The 21,969-nt window shown below is 36.8% G+C and carries 14 protein-coding genes; 9 read left to right on the forward strand and 5 right to left on the reverse strand.

All coding sequences use genetic code 11. The features are described 5' to 3' along the window. Positions 1–491 precede the first annotated feature (491 nt). Both F6K54_RS13935 and F6K54_RS13940 read right to left on the reverse strand, forming a co-directional pair. Positions 492–2,495, reverse strand: coding sequence for an ATP-binding protein (locus F6K54_RS13935; protein ID WP_293078407.1), 2,004 nt, complete (start codon positions 2,493–2,495; stop codon positions 492–494). Between the two features lie 1,749 nt (positions 2,496–4,244). Continuing rightward, positions 4,245–5,180, reverse strand: coding sequence for a cyanophycinase (locus F6K54_RS13940; protein WP_293078409.1), 936 nt, complete (start codon positions 5,178–5,180; stop codon positions 4,245–4,247). A 396-nt stretch (positions 5,181–5,576) separates the two neighbouring features. On the opposite strand from F6K54_RS13940, the gene phnC reads away from it, so the two are divergent. The 3 genes from phnC (at position 5,577) to phnE (ending at position 7,750) form a co-directional block, all read left to right on the forward strand. Further along, positions 5,577–6,371: a phosphonate ABC transporter ATP-binding protein gene (gene phnC, locus F6K54_RS13945; protein WP_293078411.1), complete on the forward strand. Its 795-nt coding sequence runs from the start codon at positions 5,577–5,579 to the stop codon at positions 6,369–6,371. A 272-nt stretch (positions 6,372–6,643) separates the two neighbouring features. Further along, on the forward strand, positions 6,644–6,820 hold the full coding sequence (locus F6K54_RS13950) for a hypothetical protein (RefSeq protein ID WP_293078413.1): 177 nt from the start codon (positions 6,644–6,646) through the stop codon (positions 6,818–6,820). An 87-nt stretch (positions 6,821–6,907) separates the two neighbouring features. Further along, positions 6,908–7,750, forward strand: coding sequence for a phosphonate ABC transporter, permease protein PhnE (gene phnE, locus F6K54_RS13955; protein WP_293078415.1), 843 nt, complete (start codon positions 6,908–6,910; stop codon positions 7,748–7,750). A gap of 809 nt (positions 7,751–8,559) precedes the next feature. On the opposite strand, the gene F6K54_RS13960 is transcribed toward phnE, so the two are convergent. Then, positions 8,560–13,170, reverse strand: a complete 4,611-nt coding sequence (locus F6K54_RS13960) for a sister chromatid cohesion protein PDS5 (RefSeq protein WP_293078417.1) — start codon at positions 13,168–13,170, stop codon at positions 8,560–8,562. A 517-nt stretch (positions 13,171–13,687) separates the two neighbouring features. Here F6K54_RS13960 and F6K54_RS13965 point away from each other — a divergent pair. From F6K54_RS13965 to F6K54_RS13975, 3 genes are all read left to right on the forward strand, one after another. Beyond that, a complete protein-coding gene (locus F6K54_RS13965; RefSeq protein ID WP_293078419.1) occupies positions 13,688–15,355 on the forward strand; it encodes a DUF3352 domain-containing protein in 1,668 nt (555 codons plus the stop codon). 23 nt (positions 15,356–15,378) lie between these two features. Beyond that, positions 15,379–15,729 carry a type II toxin-antitoxin system Phd/YefM family antitoxin gene (locus F6K54_RS13970; protein ID WP_293078421.1) on the forward strand — a complete coding sequence of 117 codons (351 nt, stop codon included), beginning with the start codon at positions 15,379–15,381 and terminating at the stop codon, positions 15,727–15,729. 121 nt (positions 15,730–15,850) lie between these two features. Then, entirely contained in the window at positions 15,851–16,300 is a 450-nt protein-coding gene (locus tag F6K54_RS13975) for a type II toxin-antitoxin system VapC family toxin (RefSeq protein WP_293078423.1), read from the forward strand. A gap of 281 nt (positions 16,301–16,581) precedes the next feature. On the opposite strand, the gene F6K54_RS13980 is transcribed toward F6K54_RS13975, so the two are convergent. Continuing rightward, positions 16,582–17,199 carry a hypothetical protein gene (locus F6K54_RS13980; RefSeq protein WP_293078425.1) on the reverse strand — a complete coding sequence of 206 codons (618 nt, stop codon included), beginning with the start codon at positions 17,197–17,199 and terminating at the stop codon, positions 16,582–16,584. Between the two features lie 231 nt (positions 17,200–17,430). Between F6K54_RS13980 and F6K54_RS13985 the strand changes: the two genes are divergently transcribed. Beyond that, positions 17,431–17,568 carry a hypothetical protein gene (locus F6K54_RS13985; protein ID WP_293078427.1) on the forward strand — a complete coding sequence of 46 codons (138 nt, stop codon included), beginning with the start codon at positions 17,431–17,433 and terminating at the stop codon, positions 17,566–17,568. Between the two features lie 142 nt (positions 17,569–17,710). Here F6K54_RS13985 and F6K54_RS13990 read toward each other — a convergent pair whose 3' ends face one another. After that, positions 17,711–18,181 (reverse strand): hypothetical protein, encoded by a 471-nt coding sequence (locus F6K54_RS13990; RefSeq protein ID WP_293078429.1) that lies wholly within the window; start codon positions 18,179–18,181, stop codon positions 17,711–17,713. A 612-nt stretch (positions 18,182–18,793) separates the two neighbouring features. Between F6K54_RS13990 and cbiD the strand changes: the two genes are divergently transcribed. Next, complete coding sequence (cbiD, locus tag F6K54_RS13995) at positions 18,794–19,927, forward strand: cobalt-precorrin-5B (C(1))-methyltransferase CbiD (RefSeq protein WP_293078431.1); 1,134 nt, start codon at positions 18,794–18,796, stop codon at positions 19,925–19,927. A gap of 493 nt (positions 19,928–20,420) precedes the next feature. Continuing rightward, entirely contained in the window at positions 20,421–21,968 is a 1,548-nt protein-coding gene (gene guaA, locus F6K54_RS14000) for a glutamine-hydrolyzing GMP synthase (protein WP_293078445.1), read from the forward strand. Position 21,969 lies beyond the last annotated feature (1 nt).

A 21,969-nucleotide genomic window follows, 5' to 3' on the forward strand; every position in this document is an offset into this window, starting at 1 on the left:
AAGGAGCGTATTTTAGGCGCATAGTTGGGCAGAAAAATCATTCTTACAATTCTTACTCCTACCTCCTCGCTCATTCCTATTTCTCCTGTCTCCTGTCTCCTGTCTCCTATCTCCTATCCCTACTCAAAGACTTTTTCAGCAAACCCTAATTAGGGCTTGCCGATTAAATATCGCGCGTATTGACTGGTATTGGTTTGAGCAATTTTAGGTCTGGAGGGGGTGCGAGGTTTTAGGTGGTAATGGTTCAAAAATTCAGGATTTTGCTCAACAGTTAGGCAGAACAATCTTGGGACAAAACTTACCTCCTACCTCCTCCAAATTCCCATTCCTCCTGTCTCCCCCTCCACCGGAGGGGTTAGGGGTGGGTTGTCTCCTGTCTCCTATCCCTACTAAAAGACTTTTTCAGCAAACCCTAATTATTAATTATTAATTATTAATTATTAATTATTAATTATTAATTATTGAACTGTTCCCTGTTCCCTGCTATAGAGCTAGGCTTCAATTCCGATCGCTTCTATGGCTATTTTTAATAACGAATGATGTGAATATCTTTTTAAAATAATTGATAAAGCTTCATCCAACTTAGCTTCCAAATCTTGATTTTGAATATCCACAATTATTTGATAGAGAAGTTCAAAAGTAATTCGTTCATCTTTGATCAAAACAATATATTCGCCATTATCTGCATTTTTAAATTTATCTAATTCTGCCATACTTTTTTCACCACTAACTTTATACCCTCTAGCATCTCGATATAGATAAAACTTGAGGTGAGAATTTCTTGCTACTAATTCATTCCAGTTAGTCATCCGAGAAAAAAAGGCGTTACCTCCTTCATATAAAAAACCTATAGCGTAACTTTGAGTTTCTGTTTGAATAACCAGGTGATCTGGAATTTTTTTCGGTCTATCAAAGGTTAGAAAATCTAACTTGAGAGATGGTTGAATTATTTTCAAAGATTCAAAAATTTTCTCCAATTTTCCCCGGTCATCACTACTTGTAATAACTTGAGACTCACTATATTCTTCTTCTATTTGCTGATACTTTTGATTCAAGTAATCTCCGATGATTTTATTAGTATCAGTTTGAGTTTCCTGATGAACAGATTTTTGATTATTTTGCTCAATTTTTTCCTCTAGATTCGATTCAATATTCAGTTTTTCAGCTATCTTCAGAACAAGTTCTTTAATTTGTTTAATGTCTGAAACCAAATTTTGTAAATTGGAATTATTCTGTAGTGCTATTTGACTATTTGTCTCAACTTTCAGATAATCTGGCAGGGGAATATTATGAATTTTATAATTATAGAAATCTGCAGCAGAATTAATAATTGATCGTATAGAATTTTTACTTAATATCTTCTGAATTTCTTGTGGTGTGAAAAGTTGTTCAATCGTCAGATTAATAGACTTAGATTTTTCATTGAGAATTGTGATTAACTGTTCTTCAGATGGCTTATTTAAGAATACTTGACACTGAGAAATTCTATCTACAATAGAATCATCAAATTCTTGTTTAAACTGCTCCCATCGGTCGGGGAATAAATTTAGGATAATCAAGCTATTAGGAATATGAGTAAAAATTTCTTTAATTGCTTCTCCAAAACAGTGCAAAAGATTCTGATTATATTCCCTACCTAAACCTTCTAATTGATCAAAGACAATAATCAAAGGTTCGTCTAAAAGTGATAAATAACCCAATACCTTTAACGCTTCTAGAGATACTTCTTCTCGATTGATACTTTTATTCCAAGATGCTATTTTAACTTTATCTAATAATTTTTGAGGTACATCATTCATTGCCAACCATTCTCGAATTATGCGACGATAATCTATGGCTCTATATCCACAAAACTTGATAATTCCTTTGAATATTTCTGGTGCATATCCTGCCGTTGAATGATTTGTACTCCACCACAAATAAGACCGATTTTCTATATGTTCCCAAAACTCTCGTTTAGCTTGAGTATCTGATGATAAAAAAGAGAGTAATTCCAGGTTTCCATTTTTGACTAACTCTATAACTGTCTGGTCTTTTTTACTTTCTTTTTTCGGGTACAAATCTGGATTTTCTACAATAATTTCTTGAAAAATTTTGGCACAACTATTAGCAATTAAATATTCTAGTTGAGTATAGTTAATTTTTGGTATACATCTAATAAGTGATTCAAGTATACGACTATAAATATGATAAATAATAGCATCAGGATTGTTAGGTTGACGGATAAATAATAGTCGGTTAGTTTTTAATCTACTATTTGCTAATCGCATCATTAGGTGAGTTTTGCCAAACCCTGGTTCTCCTACTACAACAACTCCTTTACTTTGATGATTAATATCTTGTTTAATATCTTTGAGAGTAGATTGTATTCTGTTAAATTCTTGACTAAAAACATTATCTGCATCGCTATGTATCTGAAAAGGATGATCGACTCGACTACTTCCAAATGGATTTTTTCTTTTTTGTAGTTTAGCTCCAAGATGTAAATCGATCATAGGTACTTAATAAGCAAAATTTTGATAATATCAATTATTATATCTTGTTTTGATACTCAAAAGAAATATTTTGGGCTAAATAGTAAGACTTCTAATAAATCTATCAGAAGTCAGAAAAAAGAGGGATAAAACTTACGCATTTATCAGTGAATGCTTTGATATTTAATCAGCAAACTCTATTTACTCATGTAAAAGCGATGTAGCTACCGCACTTGCCCTGCCAACGCGATATTAAACTTTTCAACCCAATTCTCATTCTGTGAAGCTTCAAAAACGGCAAGGTATTTTCCCTTGCATCCCCAAAAAAATCGTGATAGTATTTTATTACTGGGTGTAACTCGCCCCTACGCATGACTTTTTATTCAACGCCAAAACAGCATTTCGTCACTGAATACATATAGAAGGGATACTCGCACCATCAACAGTATCAATATTTACTCATTATAGAAGCGATGTAGCTACCACACTTGCTCCGCCAACGCGATATTAAGCTTTTCAATCATCATTTTGTGAAGCTCATAAAAAACGACAAGGTATTTTCCCTTGCATCCCCAAAAAAATCGTGGTAGTATTTTATTATTGGCTGTTACTCGCCCCTACGCATGACTTTTTATTCAACTCAAAAACAGCATTTCGTCACTGAATACATATAGAAGGGATACTCACACCATCAACAGTATCGATATTTACTCATGTAGAAGCGATCGCTACATTAACTTTTCAATTTAATCATTATTTTGTGAAGCTCATAAAAAATCGTGATAGTATTTTATTATTGGGTGTAACTTGCCCCTACGCATGACTTTTTATTCAACTCAAAAACAGCATTTCGTCACTGAATATATATAGAAGGGATACTCACACCATCAACAGTATCGATATTATTTACTCGTTATAGAAGTAGCTACCGCACTTGCCCTGCCAGCGCATTATTAACTTTTCAACCCAATTATCATCCTGCGAAGCTCCTAAAAAACGACAAGGTATTTTCCCTTGCATCCCCAAAAAAATCGTGGTAGTATTTTATTATTGGGTGTTATTTGCCCCTACGCATGACTTTTTATTCAACCCAGAAACAGTATTTCGCCACTGAATACATATAGAAGGGATACTCACAGCATCAAAGCACCAGAAAAATTATTATCCTGTGAAGCACTCAGAAAATAAGTGACGACAGGAAAAATTTTCACCCTCTCAACACATCCATATATTTACTCATTTAGAAGCGATGTAGTTACCGCACTTGTTCTGCCAACGCTATTATTCACAACCAAAGAAAAATTATCAAACAGGATTGGGTCGCGCAACCCCGCCGGGAAATGGCGAAATATTTTTGGAGAGTTGCTCACGCATCCCCGTTACAAAAATAACTTCTGACTTCTGAATTCCTTAACATCCTGTGAAGCTCCAAAAAAACTGCAAGGTATTTCCCCTTGCATCCCCAAAAAAATCGTGGTAGTATTTTATTATTGGGTTTCACTTGCCCCTTGGCATGACTTTTTATTCAACCAAAGAAAAGCATTTCGGCACTGAATATATATAGAACCTCCGATCATATCTTTGTCGGCTATTCAGTTTTTTTGTCAGTCCTCAGGAGTCAAGAGGTAGAGGGAAGGTATCAGAGAAAAAGGTTGAAAAATACTCCCCATCTCCCCATCTCTTTTCCAGAAATGATCAATTGTTCCTCCCTTTTACCTACTCCCTACTCCCTACTCCCTACTCCCTACTCCCTACTCCCTACTCCCTCTTCTAATAAGGACTAGAATCAAGTTCTCCATTCTCGACACTAACTTGATAATCAGCAGTTGATGGTCTATGATTCAAATCAAAAGTTTCACCATTTCCTTTTTTCCAGATTTTGAACCCACTAAAAGTTAATGGAATTTGAGGGTTACATTCTTCTGGTAAATGGTCTCCCAATACAAAATAAACAAACCCATTTCCAACTACTTCAGCTAAACCACTTTTATCCACAATTAACGAAGTATCTTCATCAATACCAATACCTAGAGCAGTATCAGATCTTCCATCTCGGAGTAAACGAGCAACAAACGTCATTAACCTACCCATGCGATCGCGCTCATAGAAGTGAGTATCTATAACAGTTCCCCGAAAATTCTTCCAGTCGAACAAACCTCGATCTAGAGTAATATCTTCATAAGGATCTTTTAGTGCAGTTTCACTGGTGACTGTATCAGAACAACCATTAAAGACAAAGTTACTTTGGATCATTGCACCAGCACTGGTACCACCAACTGCCCCACCCTTGGCAATAACTGACTGAACAGCTTGATCAACTTCCGTATTTCGATAATTCCGCAAATATTGACATTGGTCGCCACCTGCAAAAAAAATTACTTCGGCATTCTCAATTGGATCTACTATATTCTCTTTTTGACCATCTTCTCGATCAGAAATTATCAGAGTTTCCACCGAGTCTACCCCATCCATATCTAGAATTGGTTGATTATAGGCATCGCTACCTGAGTCACGAATTATAATCACATCTATTTTCTCAGTACAAGAATTGCATCCTCGGACTTGATTAATCATCCACTGAAGAGCAGAGTCTATATCAAGGCCACCACCACCAAAGTTATAAACTGGGCCACTGTACATTACACTTAAATTAATAGAATTGTTTTCTAAATAACTGTAGCTTTTTATCTGCGTAGAAAAAACCATGGTAATTATTAAGCAGAAAATTACGATGACTTTAAGTAATTTTATGGATGGGGAAGTTAGCAACAAATAAAATGAGCAAATACACTTCATAGATTTAGGTAATTGTCTCAATAATATTGTATAGCAATGTAAGCATTTCCTCCGGGATACTACGCAAACAGCTATAAGTTATTAGCTAAATACTTACGATAATTTTTTTTATTGAAAGATAACCTAAAATTAACCTACAAGCTCTAATATATATTAGATATCTCCAGAAAAGAGGCAGTAGGCAGTAGGGAACCCAGCCCTAACCCCTCCCAGGAGGGGAAAGAATTGATAATTTATGTGGGATAATTGATTTGATTTTTTATTATTGGAGATGTCTATTAGTTTTATTCATAGTTGATAATATAAATGTCTAAATATAGCGTTATAGAAGTTAAAAATCTTGATAAAAATTTTAAAGGAAAACCTGCTTTGCAGCAAGTTAATATCTGTGTTGAACCAGGAGAAATGGTGGGTTTAGTTGGTGCTTCTGGTTCGGGAAAATCTACTTTACTACGACTTATAAATGGTTTAGAGCATGGAGATAAAGGTATCATTTACATATATGGTACAGCTTTACAAACAGATGGAGTTTTTCACTCGCACATTAGAAAATTACGTTGCCAAATAGGTTGTATTTTTCAGCAATTTAATTTGGTCAAACGACTAACAGTAATAGACAATGTGTTAGTAGGAAACTTGGGGCAAATGTCTCTTGTAAATTCGGCACTACGTCTATTTACAAAAGAGCAAAAAATACAGGCACTTGCTGCATTAGAAAGAGTAGGAATTTTAGAACAAGCTTATAAAAAAGCAGCCCAACTTTCTGGAGGACAACAACAAAGGGTAGCGATCGCTCGTTGTTTAGTACAGGGAGCTAAAATTATTCTAGCAGATGAACCCATAGCTTCTCTAGACCCGGAGTCTGCTCGGAAGATAATGGAATTATTGTGCGAACTCAACCGAGAAAATAATATTACTGTTGTTAGTTCTCTACATCAAGTTCAAATGGTACGTCGGTATTTTGAACGTACTATTGCTCTGAGAAAAGGAGAGGTTGTATTTGATGATCGAACAGTTAATCTTAGCGGTCGTAAACTAGACGAACTTTATGGTGCAGCGGCAGAAGAATTGATATTGAAAGGTCATGGAGAATTAGTTTAGTTAATTAGGAGTCAACCCACCCCTAACCCCTCCCAGGAGGGGAAGTCAGTCGGACCGAATCAGTAGGGAAGAAAGAATAAGAAACAGTGAGCAGAAGGAGAATGTTTTTTATGGCTAATTATCTGAACACGAAATTATATCAGTTCTCATTAATTAGTCATAATAAATTAGCTATCTTTAGTCATCTTTAGATGACTTTTGCTTTGAGCCAAGAAATTTATTTCTTGGCGGATGACATGGTTCGCCAAAATGACATGGTTCGCCAAAATGACATGGTTCGCCAAGATGACATTATTCGCCAAGATGACATGATTCGCCAAAATGACATTGTTCACCAAGTTCGCCAACCTCGCCAAGCCAAGCCAAGATTGAAATCCTTGGCTAATAGTTTAAGTCATCTAAAGATGACTATTGAAGATTATGCCATCTTTTTCATATATTGTGGTTAATTAGTGCAACTTGATATTAAACCTAAAAGAAAAAAATAATTCAGAATTTATAATTTAAATTTATTTGTAGTAAAGATATAAATAAAAATGAAAAAAATAACTAATAATTTTCACCGTATTGATAAAACTATTATCGCTGCTCCAGCAATTATAGAAATGTTAGCCAAAGAAAAAAAACGGGTTACTAATACTCGCATAATGTTTGTATTGGGTGCTGCAATTATTCTGGTTTTTTCTGCTCTACAAAGTGAAATAAATTTTTTAACTTTATTCCAAAAAAGCGGTAATATGGTTGAATATATTCAATCATATTTTCCTCCTGATTTTTCCGATTGGAAAATTTATTTAGAAGACACAATAATTACTATTTCAATGGGTCTTTGGGGAACTATTTTAGCAGCAATTTTTGCCGTTCCATTTTCCATTTTAGCATCAGAAAATATGAGTCCAATTTGGATAGTACAGCCTATTCGTCGAATTTTAGACGCCATGCGGGCAATTAATGAAGTGGTATTTGCTCTAATATTTGTAGTAGCTGTTGGTTTAGGTCCCTTTGCTGGTGTTTTAGCTTTATTTGTACATACAGCAGGTACTTTAGGAAAACTTTTTTCTGAAGCAGTGGAGTCAATTGAACCTGGTCCCGTTGAAGGTATTCGTGCTACGGGTGCTAGTAAAATTCAGGAGATTATCTTTGGGGTAATACCTCAAGTAATGCCATTATGGACTTCCTTTGTGTTGTATCGTTTTGAGTCAAATGTTCGTTCTGCTTCTGTATTAGGAATAGTAGGTGCAGGAGGTATTGGAGTTTCTCTTTATCAAAGTTTTGGTTCATTTTTGTATCAAAAAGTTTGTGCAATTTTAATTATTTTAATATTGGCAACTTCAATAATAGATTTATTATCAGCAAAATTAAGAAATTGGCTAGTTTAATAAGGAGTAGGGGAGTGGGGGAGTAGGGGAGTAGGGGAGTAGGGGAGTAGGGGAGTGGGGGAGATAGGGGAGTAGGGGAGTCCAGTAGGGTGTGTTAGCGGCAGCGTAACGCACCAGCACCCTACATCTATTGTCAGTTCAGTAGGTTGGGTTAAGCGATCGCGCAACCCAACAATCAAGGGGACTTGTGAGATTAATTTGTTGGGTTTATCCTAACGGATAAGCTCCGCTAACGTTCCTCAACCCAACCTACTTCTACTAAAGATAGCTAATTTATGATGGCTAATTAATGAGACTTGATATAAATCCTGATTATTTATTCTGTACCAAACTTTACCCCTCCTTTAATTTCGTTTTGAACCAATATCACCAATTTTTATAGAACCTTGGCGAACCACGTCATCCGCCAAGAAATAAATTTCTTGGCTCAAAGCAGAAGTCATCTAAAGATGACTAAAGATAGTTAATTTATGATGGCTAATTAATGAGACTTGATATAAATCCTGATTATTTATTCCCTGCCAAACTTTACCCCTCCTTTAATTTCGTTTTGAACCAATATCACCAATTTTTATAGTCCAGTAGGTTGGGTTAAGCGATCGCGCAACCCAAAAATAACGGAGACTTGTGAGATTAATTTGTGTGGCACAGGCTTCTAGCCTGTGTTTGTAATTTTCCTCTTAATCCGTATATCCGTGGCATAATCCCTGTGAGCCAACCCAACCTAACCAATGTTTACCTGTATTTGCAATTTTCCTGTTAATCCGTATATCCGTGGCATAATCCTTGTGAGCCAACCCAACCTACGACTAACTTTTGTTTGAACCGTAATTATTAATTATTACATCTCTAGAGTTACCAGGGATATTTATTCGATCGCGCATATTCAAATCTCGCTCAACAATATTAATATTAATATCACGCCCCACTGAAATATTCCTCGGAACTTCTGACTTAACCTCTTCCCACCCACCATCCGGTAAACCTTTACCCCCACACAATAACGCTACCGGAAAATCTTCTGTCTGAGAAAAGTCAAAAATAGGGGTTTGTTTTTTGCCTAATTGTCGAGCGCTTTCAGGAACAGTTTTTCCCACATAATTCATTAAATTGGAAACTTTGACCTCTTTATCTCCTGGTTTATTGCCACCACCATGTAATGCTTCCAGAAAATGTTGTGTGTAGATACTCATTTTTCCATCAGAGCGTATCCATGATGACTCCTCTCCTGTGGATGAGGTGAATAATGCTCGCCCTGTTCCTTTTCTTAATTCATCTATTAAGTTTTTCGGGAGGGCGGTTTGACTGAAGTTTTCCGGTAATTCTAGTTCCTCTGTTTCTTTGGCAGTTGCCATTCCTTGGGCGTGACAACTATCTATAATTACTAATAGTTTTTGGGCGGATATTTGCTGGAGGGCGTTGTTAAATTCTGTTGCTGGTAATGCTGTTTTTTGTAGTTTTACCGGACTCGTGTCGTGGGGGATTAAATAATAGTTTTGGGTTGATTTATCTAGCCAACCATGACCGGAATAATAGACTAATATTGTGGCTTCTTGGTCATTTTTTGCTTGTTGTTGGAGCCAGTTTAAGTTGTCTAAAATGTTTTGTTTTGTTGCTTGTTCATTGCAGAGGAGGCGGAGATAATTTTCATTGTCAATGTAACTACATAAGTCGGGTTTTGTGAGGAATGATTTGATAGCTTGAACGTCTTTGACTGTGACGGGAAGTGACCAGTTGGGGTATTTGCAGTCGCCGACTCCTATTAGTAGGGCGTAGTTGTGAGAAAGTGTGTTAGACATGAGTTTTTTGGGAGTTTGTTTGTAGTATTGAAGGCGTTGTTGGATGGTTTGAATGACTTTTATGGTTTTAGATAAACCCTTTTTAAATTTAAAAGAGCTATTATTTTGTAGTTTTTTTGTTAACTCAATAATTGTCTTTTCTGAACCTATTTTACCCAGAGCTTTTGCTGCTTTATCACGCATATCACAGCTTGAGTTTTTTAGCAGTGGAATTAGTTTCGGTATTGCAGTTTCTGAACTTATTTTACCCAAAGCTTCCACTGCACTCCTACGAACATTAGAGTCTGAGTCTTCTAAGAGTATAATTAATCCTGGAATTGCATTTTCTGAACTTATTTTACCCAAAGCCTCTGCTGCACTCCTACGAACATTAGAGTCTGAGTCTTCTAAGAGTATAATTAATCCTGGAATTGCATTTTCTGAACTTATTTTACCCAAAGCCTCTGCTGCACTCCTGCGAACATTAGAGTCTGAGTCTTGTAGTAATTGAATTAATCCTGAAGTTGTATTTTCTGATTTTTCAGAAACAGTAACTATATTACCTAGAGCTTCTGCTGAACTCTTGCGCACATCTTTGTCTGAATCTTTTAGCAATTGAATTAATCCCGGAATCGCAGTTTCGGAACCTATTTTTCCTATAACTTCTACTGCTTTACAACGCACATTAGATTCAGGGTCTTTGAAAAGTTTAATCAATTCAGGAATCAAAGTTTCCAATGCAATTTTTCCCAGAATATCTACTACTCTGCGACATATATTAGAGTCTGGGTCTTTGAAAAGGTTAATCAACTCAGGAATAGCAGTTTCCGATGCAATTTTTTCTATAGCTTTCACTGCTGTCAAGCGAATATTATAATCATTGTTTTTTAGAAGTTTAATCAATTCAGGAATAGCAGTTTCCGATGCAATTTTTCCCAGAACATCTACAGCAGTGTCACGCACATTTTTGTCTGAGTCTTTTAAAAGTTTAATCAATTCAGAAATAGCAATTTCTGAGCCAATTTCTGATAAAATTATCACTGCACTCTCACGCACGTTATCATTTGAATCTTTGAGAAGTTTAACTAACTTATTAATCAAAGTCTTTAAATTAATTTTATTTAAAGTATCTGCTGCATTTATATAGAAATAAGAGTTTGAATATTGTAGATAATTAATGAATCCATAAATAACGCTTTTTGAATCAGTCTTGTTTAAATAATTTTCTATACTTCCACTTATATAATTATCTGATTGTTTGATAAAATTAATTAATCCGTCAATAAAAGCTTCCGAACCAATTTCACTCAGAATATCTATGACAACCCAACGTATATCGTAACCTGAATCTTCTAGCAATTTAGTTAACCAATCAATAGCAATCTCAGTATTAATTTTAGTTAAACTCTCTGTTGCACTTTTGCAAACATCTATGTTGTCATGTTGTTCAAGTTTAATTAGCAAATCAATAGCAATCTCAGCATTAATTTTAGTTAAACCCTCTCCTGTCTTTTGGCAAATATCTTTGTCGTAGTGTTGTTCAAGTTTAATTACCCAATCAATAGCATTTTTTGAAGCAATTTGACTAAGACACTGTACTACCATAATATGCGCTTCAGGGTTTGGGTATTCTAGAAATTTAGTCAACCAATTCACTAGGAGTTTTTTGGTTAACCAATTATAATCAATTACTATTCTAGGAAGTTTAGAAAGAGCAACTTCTACTAAAAAAAGGAAATTATTACTATTCTTATAATCAAATTTTCTTAATAACTTAATAGATGACAAGATACTTGCAATTTCACAATTGATTTCATACAAAGCAGAGAAAGCAGCAGAACACACATCTTTATTGAGATGTTCTAGAAGTGGAACTAATTTTGGAATGGCAGTTTCTGAACCTATTTTTCCTAAAGCTTCTGCTGCACTCTCACGCACTTTTTCGTTTGAGCCTTCTAGCAGTAGAATTAATCCTGGAATAGCACTTTCCGAACCTATTCTACCCAAAATTTCTGCTGCTCTCTTACGCATATAAGAATCTGAATCTTCTAGAAGTAGAATTAATCCCGGAACAGCAGCATCCGATTTCGTTAACGCTGCCAACTTAACCTTCACCAACCCAGGCAGTTCCAACCGCTCAACCTCCCCAAAAACCTGCTCCTGAAACCTCCTTTCCACCTCTCCCACCAACCTCGCACCCAAAAACCAATCAACCTCCAACGCCAACCTTACCACCCGCACTGCCAACCTCTCATCCTCAACCAACCCCAACATCAACCCCACAACTTCCGTCCACTTCAAATAATTCAAATAATCCCACTGCAACTCATAGTCACTCAAACCAGACAACTGCCATAACAACCTTTCCGCCACATAATACTCCTGCAACAACTGATGGCGAAACGAAATCTCACCATCATCTCCCACCTGAATCAAATGATGCTCCAATAAATCTTCCAACCAACGCATTGCACAGTCAGTCGGAGCTACCACCTCCCCTCGCAAAAACTCCGTCAACACCTCCTCAGCTTTTTGTCGAGAAATAGCAACCATAATCTCAGTTTTCGACTCCCCATTCGTCATCACCCACGCCAACTCCTGCAATAACCGATCCCACCAACGTCGAGAACTTTCATCAACGGGAACATCCTGCTTGAGACGACTACTATAAGTCTTAGTAAAACTCCGAAACACCAACCCCAGATTAGCAGGTATTACTTTTTTATAGCCAAACACCGAACACAACATCAACAAAAACATGGGAGTTTCCCCCAACTCCCGCAACCTCCCCTGCAACTGCTGCCATAATTTTTCACCATGCTCAGGCAAATAAACACAGACAAACTCCTGCATTTGAGATTCAGTCAGAGGTTGCATTTCCAACCTTTTCTCAATCCCCAAATCTCCCCCCAGACTCAAATCTCGCGTGGTAAACACCATGGCAGTTCGGGGGTAGTCTTGCCGAAACGTTCTTACCTCTTGTCGTGCCGCTTCCGATGCCATCTCGTTAAACCCATCGAATAGGAGCAAAAATTCACCTTTACGGAGCCAAGTTTCTAGAGTTGCTGTATCTATATTTATGGTGGGGTGGTGTTTGTGGATAAATGCTTGAATTCTGGAAAGTATGGAAGATTGACTGTAGCGGAGTTCGATGAGGATGGGGATCGACCCAAGATCCCCCCCAACCCCCCTTAGAAAGGGGGGAGTTTTTCCTGTTTCCCCTGTTTCCAAAGAAGTTTCTGTTGTTTGTCCTTCATCCTTCCTTTGAAAGGCAGGAGTTTCTCTTGTTTCCCCCCTTTCCAAGGGGGGACTAAGGGGGGATCTTAATTTCTCCGCCTCCTCCAACAATAATCTGGCCAAAGCAGTAGATTTTCCTGACCCCGGCCGCCCCACCAACAACACATGGTTTGGGGCATATTTGCGCAACCCCTCCAAAACCGTCAACCGTTCAATTTTCTCTTCTTGTCTTTCCCTCTGCTTTTCCTCTGACTCAACAGTTTGTACCATCAAACCTAAATCCAACAGTGGGGAAATATGTTGCTGCTGCTCAAGAGACTTTTTTCCTCTCACATCCGTCAGAGTATAAACCTCCCACCATTTGGCGTAGTCCCGACAAATAGATTCTAGATAGGGCGTCCACATAAAGTCAAAAGTATTTTAAGTCAAAAGTCAAAAGTCAAAAGTCAAAAGTGAGAAATTTTAAATTAAAAGTTAGAATTTAGGAGATTCAGTATAAAGTCAAAAGTCAAAAGTCAAAAGTGAGAAATTTTAAATTATAAAGTTAGAAGTTAGAAATTTTAAATTAAAAGTTAAAAGTTAGAAGTTAGGAGATTGAGTCAGGGCTTACGCAAATTGACTTTTAAACCACCATCTGTAGGGGCGAATGGCATTCGCCCTCATTGGATTTAGTGTCCGTGCGTAAGTCCTGATATAATTTTAAGTTTATGGCAAATTATATCCTTAAATATCTATAATACCATTTGAAATTATGGCATTGCTGAGGGCAGGAACGGGAAAATATAAACGGGCAAGATGCCCATTCCACAAGACTACAAGACTATTAAATCATCCCGCATTTATGCAACGCCGAAATTATATCTATATACTTATTGCCAATTCCTATTCCCTATTCCCTATTCCCTATTTCTTATTTTAAAAAATGAAAAAACAAGATAAAACTTTACCCTTAACCCTACTAGGGGCAACCGTATTAATGATAATTGGTAGTGTCGCTGGCTACATTATCATAGCTTCCAAAGACACAGTAGATAATTTGCCCGTAGGTGCTGAAGTTGTGCCCAAAGATGCAATGATGACTATTTCTGTCTCTAGTAACCCTAGTCAATGGGAAAAACTGCAACAGTTTGGCACTCCAGAATCTCAAACTGCTTTTAAAAATCTATTGGGGCAATTGCGCGATCGCTTCCTGACGACTTATGGTTATAACTATCAACGAGATATTCAACCTTGGGTAGGCAAGGAAATAATGATTGCTTTATTGCGCAAGCAAACTCTAGAACCCTCTAACTCTAATACTCCCGACTCTCCACCACCACCTCCAGCTCAACAAGCAACTGTAGTAATATTACCCATCGCCAACCCTGCCAAGGCGAAACAAATTTTAGATCAACCACGCTCTCTGGAAAAAGGTAAATTAGTTAAACGTACTTATAGAGGTATTGAAATTACAGAAACGGAAGGAGTTCCTAACCAAGATATTTCTGCTGCAGCATTGGGAAATCAGTATTTAGTAATTACTGACTCCCAGACTTCAATGAATCAGGCGATCGATATTTATAAAGGAGACGAGTCTCTGGCAAAAGTTCCTGGTTATACAGCAGCGATCGAGAAATTGGAAACCTCTTCACCCTTTGCCTTCGTATATGTGAATATTCCTGTTGCTGCTGCTTATACTTCTAGTAAATCTATTACTCCTGTTTCTGAGGAAAATCTCAAACAACTTGAGGATAACCAGGGATTGGCAGCTAGTGTAAATTTAGTTCCTGAAGGTATAAATTTAAAAGCTATTTCTTGGCTCAAACCTAATAGTCAGAAAAAGTTTACCGTCGAAAACAGAGCTATGGAAATGTTAAATCGGATTCCAGGAAATGCTTTAATGATGGTATCTGGCAGTAATTTACAGAAAATGTGGTCTGATTATGTCAAAAATGCAGCAGCTAACCCAGTAGCTCCCATTAACCCAGATACATTGCGTAAAGCTGTGAAGAATACAACTAATATGAATTTAGATGAAGATTTTCTCAAATGGATGGCAGGAGAATACTCTTTGTCTTTGCTACCTATCCCTAAAAGTAAGGATGAGTTAAACAAATTTGCTGCGGGTTTTGTGTTTATGGTTAAAGCAAGCGATCGCCGTGCTGCGGAAGAGTCACTGAAAAAGTTGGATGAGGCAATGAAAAACCAAGAATTTGAAGTAGGTGAAGCTGTTGCCAGTGGAAAACCTGTTGTTAAGTGGACTTCGCCATTCGGTGGTTTTACTGTAATTCGTGGTTGGTTGAATGGGAATGTGGCATTTTTTACATTAGGAGGATCTGTAGAGAATCAAATTTTGCCTGCGCCAACAACTTCTATGGCTGAAAGTGCAGTGTTACAAAAAAGTTTACCACCAGAGTCAGAATCTTTTAACGGTAATTTTTTCCTTGATATTAGTGGCAGTTTCAACCCTCAAAATCTTTCTATTCCCCAACTACCTCCAAATCAAAAAGTTTGGATAGATGGTATGGAGTCAATTGGAGTCACATCTATTATTAGTAATAATCGTACTACCCAGTATGATGTATTTGTGAAATTGAAAAAACAACAGTAGTGTATAAGTCAAAAATTAAAAATATGGAAACTATAGATATTAATCAAGCTGTATTACAAATTAATCAACTATTAGAAATGGCTGCTGAAGGAAAGGAAATTATTATTACTAAAAATCACCAACCAATGGTGAAATTAATATCTGCCAAATTCCAAACTAAAAAACCTCCTTTATTTGGTAGCGACCGCGATCGTATTTCTATTAGTGATGATTTTGATGAGGAAGATTTTGATCAACCTAATACATCTATTGATGAATGGGAAAATCAGTTATTAAAGTTCATTAATTCACCTCTTAATTCTAATCTTCGTCCCCTATCTGATGAAGCTATTAGTAGAGAAAATATTTACACGAGAGAAGATGAGATGTTATGACCAGAAAATAAGGTCTCAAGCCTCCCCTTTGAAGGAGATGAAAAAGTTTCAATTCAGTATTGCAAGCCTCTGCCTGAAACCAGAGGTACTGATAACTGATAACTGATAACTGATAACTGAAATGACTTACCTATTAGATACAAACATTCTTCTGCGTTTGAGACAAACAACGCATCCTCAACATTCTAATGCACTTAAAGCTGTTCTATTTTTAAAGAAAAAGCAAGAAACCTTGTGTATTTTTCCGCAAAATTTGATGGGATTTTGGGTAGTAGCTACACGACCTATGGAAGTGAATGGTTTAGGATTAAATTTTCAACAAGCTCTACAAGAAATTCAGCTTCTCAAAACTTTTTTTATTCTCTATGAAGATAAGCCAAGTATTTTTCAACAATGGGAAATTCTAATTGTCAAATACCAGGTAATGGGAAAAAAAGCACATGACACTAGATTAGTTGCTGGTATGATTATTCATCAAGTTAATTATATTTTGACATTTAATATAAATGACTTTAAAAATTACTCGGAAATAACTGCTGTCGAGCCACTAAAAATTTTAGAAAATGAATAATACTCAATACTATTTCACGGAAGTTAAAAGCTATTTAACTTTTGATTAAATAATTTTGATTTTTGACTTCATTTCTAACTTTTGACTTTTGAATTATAGCAATGAGCGCTGGTATATTTACAAATTGCAGGAGGTGCCAAATAGCTAAAAGTCTTATATTATCAGCAATTTATTCCCCCTGTTGCCTGTTGCCTGCGCACAGCGCTATAAAAATTCTTACTTCACATGACTTTTAACTTAAAAAAATCTAACTTTTGACTTTTGAATTTTGACTTTTGATTTCAAAATTGATGGCCTAGATATTTCTGAAACGGATGAGATAAAATAGCCACAAGTTTGTCAGTGTCTCTGATATAGTATTCACGCAAATCAATACAGAGGAGATTACCTTCTAAGATTAGAAATTGCCAGATTATCCCTGTTGTTACAGCTCCATAAATGGGCAAATTTATATTTTCTCTCAAGTTAAATTTTTGAGCAGCAATCATTTCAGCCATACACTGGGGTAACCCTCCTTTAATATTTTCATTCTGGGCTTCAACTAATGTCAAAACTGGACGGCATATTTCATAAATTTCTCTTGAAGCTGTTAAAATAAAGTCACAAAAACCGTTTAATCCTAACTCAGAATCGATATTGAATTCTGAACCAGAAAAAAAACCTACCTCATTTTTATATATATCTCGGATTTCCAATAAGGTAGGGGCAATTAAAAGTTCAGAACGGGCTTTTTCTGTATTGATAGCACTTGCCAGAGGAATATTTCGTTCTAAAATTTGTTGCAGAAATTCGCTTACTTTTACAGGAGCAATGTCAGCAAATAAATTTTTTGATTCGTCTACTGTCAAATCAAAGCGATCGCTCACTTCAGCTATGGTTTTAAATTCACTGTAGGACATGGACTTTGGCTCCTTGTTATGTTAAAATCTAGCTTTTCCTAATAATAAATAGCTTAATTCATCTTCCATTCTGATAATTGCTAAACTAAGGATTTTTCCTGGCTCAAATTCATTACCTTTGACTTTTTACTTTTGACTTCATATAGGTTTTGACTTAAAATTTATGACTTTTGACTTTTAACTTGAAATTCTGATTTTTGACTTTTGACCTTTGACTTTTAAATTAAAAATATGGCTGCGGAAAGACAAGAAATTATTATTACTAAAAATCACCAACCAATGGCAAAATTAATATCTGCCAAACTTCAAACCAAACGACTTGCTCCTTTATTTTGTAGCCCTAAGCGTATCTATAGCAATCCTAAATGATTTGTGAAAAAATACGAATATCAAAATCTTAATGCTGTGACGATTTCTCACAAACAGCACAAAGCCTGCTGAGGTTATTGTCAGTTGAGCTATGAGAGCGAATAAATATTTTTTGGTTGAGCGGACTGTTTTTGAAACCAGACTAGAAAATTTGCTTGCTAGATTGCCTTGCAGTGGCTGGATTCGATTTAGTATCTATAAATTGCACAGAATCAAAAGTATTAATCCACAGATGAGCGCCACAACTTGCTGGTTTGTAAGGTCGATAGACTATTTGGCAAGGACCTGAAATATATAACTCATAACCATAATAGTTATCATTGCCGTGCTTGAGTGACACTACAGCTTCCAATTCTGTTGGAGGCTTATTTTTATTACTTTGAATTTTGTTTTGATTGACATGAATCATTTTTGGTGTGGTAGATTCTCTCTTGCGCCACATACCTTTCGGACCGCGCCGAGCCGGGATTATTACAGGCATTCCACTGTCTGATACTGGTATTTCCCAGAATCTGCCTTTTTTCTGTGCTCCTTTAACTCTTCCTTGAGCTAATAAAACTAATAAACGTTGACGAGACATACCTAATAAAAAAGACGCTTCTCTAGTACCCATGATTTTTTCCCTTAACTGTTGGACAATAGTTAAATTTACCTAAAAACAAATATACAGGACTTACGCAAAGACACTATATATGACGTATACAGGACTTATCCAAATTAACCTTTAAAACGCTATATGTAGGGGCGTTAACGATAGTTATGCGAAGCAAATGGCATTGGGGTTCCGCCAAGCTCCGAATAGCGCCCTCACTTGATATGGGAGCATCTTGCTCCCACTGCCTTCCATTATCCAATAATTTATATCAAATCCAGTAGCATCGGTATAATTAGATAGGGCTTGCTGATTAAATCTAAAAGCATTGACATATAAAGATAAGTGCCTTTTTGGGGTCGGCGGGTCGGGCGAGGCTTTAGACCCACTTTTTTGGTAATATGCTCCTACTGCCAAAAAATTAATTAATTGAATTTTGATATATTGCTAATTCCTTCTAAACTCTTAACTTCTGACTTCTGACTTATCAAAATAAAAAGGTCGCGCAACCCCGTCTTTTAAGGCGAAATATTTTTGGAGAGTTGCTCAAACCCCCGTTACAAAAATAACTTATGTAGGGGCAAATGGCCATTCGCTCCTACTGACTTCTGACTTCTGAGTTCGTTAAAACTGATGACTGAACCTCGCGCTGGATATACTCTACCTGTATTTGCTTGTGCTGCTGCTGTAGCTGCGCTCCATTGGATACGTCAAAATATCTCGTCTTTATCTACTGTCTCAATTAATTTAATTGAATCTGCAAGAATTGTAGATATTCCTATTGAGCAAATAGCTTTGCTGAAAAATAATATTGCCTTAGCTATTACTCGTTCCGATCCCGGTAATAATCTCGATCTAACTCGCAATACTCCTGTCTGGGCAATGGTAGAATTAACTGAGTTTTCTATAAGTGACGCTTCAGAACAAATTGTGATTTTGGGTGGCGCTGGAGTTGGACATCATATTAGGAATGGGGAAGCAGCTATCTATAGTTATGCACGACGACTGCTACAAGAAAATTTGAAACCTCTGCTAAATTTTAATGAACAAATTAAAGTGACAATTATCTTGCCAGAGGGACGTCAACTAGCAACTCGGACTTCTAATTCAGCTTTTGGCATAGTTGAAGGACTTTCTTTATTGGGCACTACAGGAGTTTCTCAACCTTTGAGTGTGCCTGGGCAACTTGATGCTTATCGGGAGGAGTTACAACAAAAGGCATCACAATTTACTTGTTTGGTTTTTTGTGTGGGAGAAAATGGTTTAGATATAGCGATGAAAATGGGAATACCACCACAGCAGACTATTAAAACAGCTAACTGGTTAGGCCCAATGTTAGTAGCTGCTGCTATTGCTGGAGTAGAGTCTATTTTATTGTTAGGCTATCATGGCAAATTAATTAAATTAGCTGGTGGAATTTTTCATACTCATCACCATCTAGCTGACGGAAGATTAGAAATTTTAACAGCTCACTGCGCAAATATAGGTTTGCCCACTTCTGTACTACAAGAAATTTTTGCTTGTACTACTGCCGAGGCTGCTTTGAAAATCCTACGGAGTTTCGATAAAGATAATGACAATAATTGGGTGGATCTGGTTTATGGGGCGATCGCCTACCGTATAGAGGAACGTAGTCAAGCTTATATTTTTAATCATAGTCAAAAACAGGTCCAAGTAGGTTCGATGTTATTTGACCGCGATCGTAAAATTTTCCTAAAAACTGAAGTTGCTGATACACTTTTCGCACAAATTTGTTATTCTATTTAGAATACCATAACTCTAGATGAGGGTATTCATAGGAAAAATAAACAATAGTGGATGAGGGGCGGGGGAAAATTAAAAAACGGAATTGGTAAATGTCATAACTAGCTAGAGTGAGTAACTGGTTTAGAAGCAGATTATCATTTCCTAGTCAGGATACCAAAAAATTTTTAATAGAACTAGCCTTGATGAATAATTCGGCAGAAAAAGCGATCCCTATTGCTCATTAATCAACTTAACCTGTCAGTTGCTAGCTTATTAGCGATTCAAGTATCAAAGCTTTTGTGGTAGTAGGAAAAATTTAGTTTGAAACAAAAAGTGTGGAGAAACAAATTTTCCTCACAAAAAAAACATATATTTATATCTTACTAAGCTTGGGCTGACAAGTTAAAACTCAGTCAAATTAACCTCACAAGTAAAATATTATAGCACATTAACCGTGACTCTAACAAAACAGACAGAAGAAATTTCAGATTTCTCCACTCAATTTAATCGTCAGATGATCGTGATTCTGGACTTTGGTTCTCAATATTCAGAACTAATTGCCCGCCGGATTCGCGAAACTCAAGTATACTCAGAAGTCATTTCTTATCGGACAACTGCTGAAAAACTGGCAACTCTCAATCCCAAGGGAATTATTCTTTCTGGAGGTCCTAACTCAGTTTACGACGGAGTTGCACCTCATTGCGACCCCGAAATTTGGCAGTTGGGAATACCAATTTTGGGCGTGTGCTACGGAATGCAGTTGATGGTACAGCAATTAGGGGGTGAAGTTAAACGCGCTCAATTAGCTGAATATGGTAAAGCATCTTTATCTATAGATGACCCTACAGATTTGCTGACTAATGTGGAAGAAGGCACAACCATGTGGATGAGTCATGGAGATTCTGTGGCGAAAATGCCTTCTGGTTTTGAAGTATTAGCTCATACGGATAATACTCCCTGTGCAGCGATCGCTCACCATAAGAAAAAGCTCTATGGGACTCAGTTTCACCCAGAAGTAGTTCACTCTCTTGGTGGTCAAGCTTTGATTAGAAATTTTGTGTACCATATTTGTCAATGTGAGGCAACTTGGACAACAGAAGCTTTTGTAGAAGAAGCGATTCGAGAAATTAGAGCCAAGGTAGGGGATAAACGAGTATTATTAGCACTATCTGGGGGTGTTGACTCTTCAACTTTAGCATTTTTGCTGCATGAGGCGATCGGGGATAAATTAACTTGTATGTTTATTGACCAAGGTTTCATGCGGAAGTATGAACCAGAAAACTTGGTGAAAATATTTCAAGAATCTTTTCATATATCAGTTGAATATGTAAATGCTCGCGATCGCTTCTTGGCTAAACTCAAAGGAGTTACAGACCCAGAACAAAAACGCAAATTAATTGGCCATGAGTTTATCCAAGTATTTGAAGAGGAGTCAAAACGTTTAGGGCCTTTTGATTATCTGGCTCAAGGTACTCTTTATCCAGACGTGATTGAATCTGCTGATACTAATGTTGACCCTAAGACAGGGGAGCGGGTGGCTGTTAAAATTAAGAGTCATCATAATGTTGGGGGTTTGCCGAAAGATTTGAGATTTAAGTTAGTCGAACCGTTGCGCAAGCTATTTAAAGATGAAGTCAGAAAAGTAGGTCGCTCCATCGGTTTACCAGAAAAAATTGTGCGACGACATCCTTTTCCCGGTCCAGGGTTAGCAATTCGGATATTAGGGGAAGTTACGGATGAACGGTTGAAAATTTTGCGAGATGCTGACTTTGTTGTGCGTGATGAAATTGAACAGCAAGGAATGTATCACGATTTTTGGCAAGCTTTTGCTGTATTGTTACCTATTCGTAGTGTGGGGGTAATGGGAGACAAACGTACTTATGCTTACCCTATTGTTTTGCGGTTTGTTTCTAGTGAGGATGGGATGACTGCTGACTGGTCTCGCGCACCTTATGATTTACTGGAAATTATTTCTAATCGCATTGTGAATGAGGTTAAAGGTGTTAACCGAGTGGTGTATGACATTACTTCTAAACCTCCTGGAACTATTGAGTGGGAGTGAT

It is taken from the genome of Okeania sp. SIO3B5 (genome assembly GCF_010692555.1).
In the GTDB taxonomy this organism is placed as follows: Bacteria; Cyanobacteriota; Cyanobacteriia; order Cyanobacteriales; family Microcoleaceae; genus Okeania.